This is a genomic window from Ruegeria atlantica, from assembly GCF_947495585.1.
Taxonomy (GTDB): domain Bacteria; phylum Pseudomonadota; class Alphaproteobacteria; order Rhodobacterales; family Rhodobacteraceae; genus Ruegeria; species Ruegeria atlantica_G.
In genome coordinates, this window is sequence record NZ_CANLZK010000052.1 from 1 (window position 1) to 559 (window position 559).

The window sequence follows — 559 nt, forward strand, 5'->3', positions numbered from 1 at the left end:
GTCACGTCGTTGGTGGCTTTTTTGACAGCCGCGGTTGTGTCTTCGGCTACGTCTTTGCCAGCTGCCATCAGCAGCTCAACAGTTTCGGACTGCACTTTTTTCGCGATCTCTGCGAAGGCCGCCATGTTTTCAGCTGCAACTTCAGCCGATGCGCTGGCGAAGTCGGTGGCCGCTTTGGCGTAGTCTGCAGGCTCTGCCTTGGCTTTCGACATCTCGCTCAGCTTGGCCAGGGTGTCCTTGGTCCATTTGTTCGAGATCTCCGCCGACTTTTCAGCCGCTTCCAGCGCAACACCCGACAGCTTTTCGTTCAGCGTCGCGGTCGATTTGAAAGCACCTTCCAGAGCGGTGGTGTCAACAGGGAACGCGCCCATAACGTCTTTCAGGGTCGCGGTGAAGTCTTGCGTCTTTGCCATGTCTAAAATCCTTTTGCCGAACCGGGCCCACCCCGGTTTTCATCAGCTTGAGGACAATATGTATGCCGCAACGCAGCATTGCAAGAATTTTCTTGCTGCGTTGCAGAAATTCTTCGCAGAAGAGTTAGGAATCAACCGCTTGCCTT

General features: G+C 54.6%; 1 protein-coding gene. It reads right to left on the reverse strand.

The features are described 5' to 3' along the window. A partial coding sequence (locus QMP16_RS23535) for a phasin family protein (RefSeq protein ID WP_282154389.1) occupies window positions 1-413 on the reverse strand: 413 nt, incomplete at its 3' end. Window positions 414-559 lie beyond the last annotated feature (146 nt).